The sequence below is a fragment of the Candidatus Aquicultor secundus genome (assembly GCF_002791875.1).
In the GTDB taxonomy this organism is placed as follows: domain Bacteria; phylum Actinomycetota; class Aquicultoria; order Aquicultorales; family Aquicultoraceae; genus Aquicultor_A; species Aquicultor_A secundus.
In genome coordinates this window covers 1-3,680 of record NZ_PFNG01000178.1, presented here as the reverse complement: position 1 = coordinate 3,680, position 3,680 = coordinate 1, and the positions used below count along the sequence as shown (strand labels likewise).

The following is a 3,680-nucleotide window of genomic DNA, read 5'->3' as shown; positions in this document are numbered from 1 at the left end:
AGTGTTTCAACCGGTAACTACCGCCGGTAAACATCAACAAATGGCTGTGGTGGATAACCCTGTCGATTATCGCACTGGTAAGTTTTTCGTCGTAGAAGATACCGTTCCATTTGCTAAACTCCAAGTTTGTGGTGATTATTAAGCTTCTTTTCTCGTAGCACTCGGAAATTACCTGAAACAAAAGCTGTGAGCCTTCTTTCTCAAAGGGGACGTAACCCCACTCGTCGCATATTAAAAGATCCGCCTGCTCGATCTGGCGCAGGAACTTCTTCAGTTCTTTGTTTTGCTTGGCGTCAAGAAGCCGGTTAATCAAAGCGGCGGTTCTAAAGAACTTGACCTTTTGATCGTTGTTGCAGGCAGATATCCCTATTGCGGTCGCAAGATGAGTCTTTCCCGTGCCGACTGGCCCGTAGAGTATCAGATTTTCCTTTCTTTCAACAAACGCCGCTTGTTTTATGTCCTCGATACTAATGCTTGCAGGTATTTGCACATCTTCGAATGTATAGTTCTCAAACGTCTTTATTACATCGAAACCTGCCGTTTTAACGTATTTACTTTTCCGGTTAACGGTGCGGGCCTCGACTTCCATTGCAAGCAGCCTTTCTAAAAACTCTTCGTGGGTGTCGGCTTTAATGCTTGCATAGTTCTCATATATTCTTGTGCCGAGCTTTAGCTTGCGGCAGTGTTTCTTGATGAGCTCCTTCATTTTATACACCTCCCCTCAAGCAAACGTCGTAGATACTGTTGTCCGGTACATATGTCGCAACGGCAGGGGCGGCGATGTCTTTAACTTGGATATCGCTTTTGGTTAAGCTGTAATACGTTGCCCATATGCTGTCTATATCTTCTACTCTGCCCTCGATTGCAAGCTCGAAGGCTATTTGAGCGGTTGAAATATCGGTATCTTCAACCATCTTGGCCATGACTTTTAGTGCCGCTCTTTTTCCTTGGTAATCCAAGCGATCGAAGTAATCCTGAACACTTTGGGGAAGCTCGCTGAAAAACGAGCTGTATTTAAGCGCTCTTGGCCGCTTGGATATTAACCTTAAATATGGCTCCCATTTCATGGATTCTTTGTTTTTGCCATAGAGGCGCTCGTGCGATTGTATAAGGCGAAAATCATCGCTTAAGATGCTTATCGTAAAAGCACCGGCCTTAACCCATACTTGTTGTGCGGCAAAGTCCGGACTAGCCGAGTACGTGTTGGTCTCAAAGCGCACTTTGCCGTAATTGTTTGCCTTGGCTTTTTCGAGTCGGCATACTTCAAATACGCTACCGGGCAGATTTGACATAAGCAGCTTTTCTTCCATAAAAAGCTCTTCTATCGGGCGCTCCTTTTTGTAATGCTCCCGCAACATGTCGGCGTCGCAGCGGGTTAAGAGCTCCCGGTTGTATGCTTGAATGCAGGTAAACTCCGGGATCGGCACCAATAGATTTCTCCTGTGATATCCGACCTTGTTTTCGACCGAGCCCTTCTCGTTGCCGGAGTCGGGATTGCAGAAATTGCTTGTAAAGCCGAAGTGAAGCTCAAAGCGCCTGAAGCTCTCGGTTACGTCTCTTTTGCCCTCTTCTCTGATTTTCTTCACTATTGTCGATGCGTTATCGAACCATATCTTGGTTGGAACTCTGCCCGTATGCGCAAATATCGCAACAAGGCCTTCTTGCAGACATTCTAAGTTCTCGGATTTAAATAGTTGAGAGTATCCGGCGTTACTGTAAGGGTAAGACAAGCTTAGGTAATGCCCGTTAAAGATTTGGCCGTTTTCGATAAACTGTGCGTCTCCAAAATCGCACTGGGCTTCGCCTCCGGGATGATTAAGCGGAAGCGAGCCGTCTGCTTGTTGGCGACTGTCTGCCTTTTTGTCTGCGACGTATTTCCTAACGGATCTGTCTGAGACTTTAAACTCGTCGCCGTATATTTCTTTTAGCCGGTTGTATACACGCTGAGCGGTATGACGCTGTTTGCGCTTAGCTTTTTTGTCGTTTTCGAGCCATTTGTCGATATGGTGTTTGTATGGGTTAAGTTTGCCGCTTCGCTTTTGTTTGGGCTTAAGCACCGGGCTAAAATCTTGCTTTTCTATGTATTTCTTAACGGTTTCGAATGCATAGCCGGTTTGCCTTGCGATCTCTCTAAGTGATTTATCTTCTTTGCTAAGATTCTTGATTTCTTGTATTTGATCCATCTTCAGCATCCTTTCCAACCCCCTGAAAAGTCTTTCGACTAAAAGGGGTGAGTACTGGTTGGGGTGCTAAGAAAATTCCAGTTAACCGCTAGAATAATTAAGTTCCGTTTGCACTATGATCAAGTCCCAATTTTTCTGTAAATCCGTTCCCCAAGATCAACCCCTAGATTGAAACCAGAGCCGGCTCTGGTTTCGCCGCTTGCACTGATACTTCGACCCTTGCCGACATATCAAGATACTTCTTGCCTGATATCCATTCCTCGGTCTGCTCGGCGGCCAAGGCGGTGATGAGTCTTAGCGCAGCTTCCTCGTTGGGAAAGATCCTGACCACCTTAGTCCTGCGTTTTATCTCCTGATTAAACCTCTCAAGCATATTGGTAGTTCTCATCCGTTTCCTATGACTCTCCGGCAGGGAAAAACAGGCTAAGATATCCTCTTGGGCATCTTCTAGTATTGAAGATATCGCCGGATAGCGATCTACTGTTATAGTTAACAACTCTTTTGCTCGCCCGTAATTGGGGCTATCAAAGATCGCTCTCATCTCCGCTTTTACATCCTTCTTATCAGCTTTAGCCACTTTATCGAGTACATTTTTCATGAAGTGGCACTGGCACCTCTGCCAGATGGCACCGGTAAAGTATCTCTCAATTGCTTTTGTTAAGCCGACGTGATCATCACTTACCACAAACTCTACACCGGTTAAGCCCCTTTCTATGAGGGTTCTGAATACCTCAGACCAGGACGTCTCGCTTTCGGTGTTTGCTATATCAACGAGAAGTATCTCACGGTCTCCTTCCTCATTAATGCCAGCGACGATTAAAATTCCTTTGCTTACAACACCGCGCTTTTGTTCGTACTTTTCATACCGTGCATCTATGACAAGATAGGGGTACCTGCCAAGTGGGCGATTCTTAAAGCTAAGCATCTCTTGGTCAAGTTCGGATGCTAATCTTGATACCTGGCTTTTTGATACCGAGTGCCCGCAGAGTTCCTCGGCAATCTTTGTCACATTTCTGGTTGAGACCCCCTGGACATACATCTCGATTATGGAGAGCACCAGCGCTTTCCCACTTCTTTGATATCTTTCAAAAAGCTTTGCCTCAGAAGTTGCCCTCTCGATCCTGTGGCACCATGAGATCTATACTTCCAACTCTGGTATGTAGCGTCCTTGGTTTGTATCCATTTCGATACCCTTGACGCTTCTCGGTGCTCTCATAGGGATCAGCTTGCAAGAATTCTGTTATCTCTTCCTCCATAAGATTTTGACTGAGTCTTTCCACCATACCCTCAAGAAATCCTTATCATTGAGTAGAGCTTGTTGCAAAAATTCACCTGACTGCGTACGCTTGTTGTGAGCCATCGTAATTTCCTCCTAAAATAGTAGTTTCGGTCAACTCTATTCTTGAGGAACGGTGGCTCATTTTCAACCCGTCTTCAAATGAACCTTTTTACAGAATTATATGGGCGCGATCATGCACTATTTTTATTTTGCCAAAA

The 3,680-nt window shown here is 45.4% G+C and carries 4 protein-coding genes; all 4 read right to left on the bottom strand.

Features of this window, described 5'->3' with window-relative positions; translation table 11 throughout:
* The coding region (gene istB, locus COY37_RS07645) for an IS21-like element helper ATPase IstB (protein ID WP_286977072.1) at positions 1-706 on the bottom strand (706 nt) is incomplete at its 3' end.
* A gap of 1 nt (position 707) precedes the next feature.
* Positions 708-2,192, bottom strand: coding sequence for an IS21 family transposase (gene istA, locus COY37_RS07640; protein WP_286984510.1), 1,485 nt, complete (start codon positions 2,190-2,192; stop codon positions 708-710).
* 154 nt (positions 2,193-2,346) lie between these two features.
* On the bottom strand, positions 2,347-3,303 hold the full coding sequence (locus tag COY37_RS07635) for an IS256 family transposase (protein ID WP_286679308.1): 957 nt from the start codon (positions 3,301-3,303) through the stop codon (positions 2,347-2,349).
* Positions 3,284-3,439 carry a transposase gene (locus tag COY37_RS11885; protein WP_353682950.1) on the bottom strand — a complete coding sequence of 52 codons (156 nt, stop codon included), beginning with the start codon at positions 3,437-3,439 and terminating at the stop codon, positions 3,284-3,286. The genes COY37_RS07635 and COY37_RS11885 overlap by 20 nt, the downstream gene beginning before the upstream one ends.
* Between the last annotated feature and the right edge of the window lie 241 nt (positions 3,440-3,680).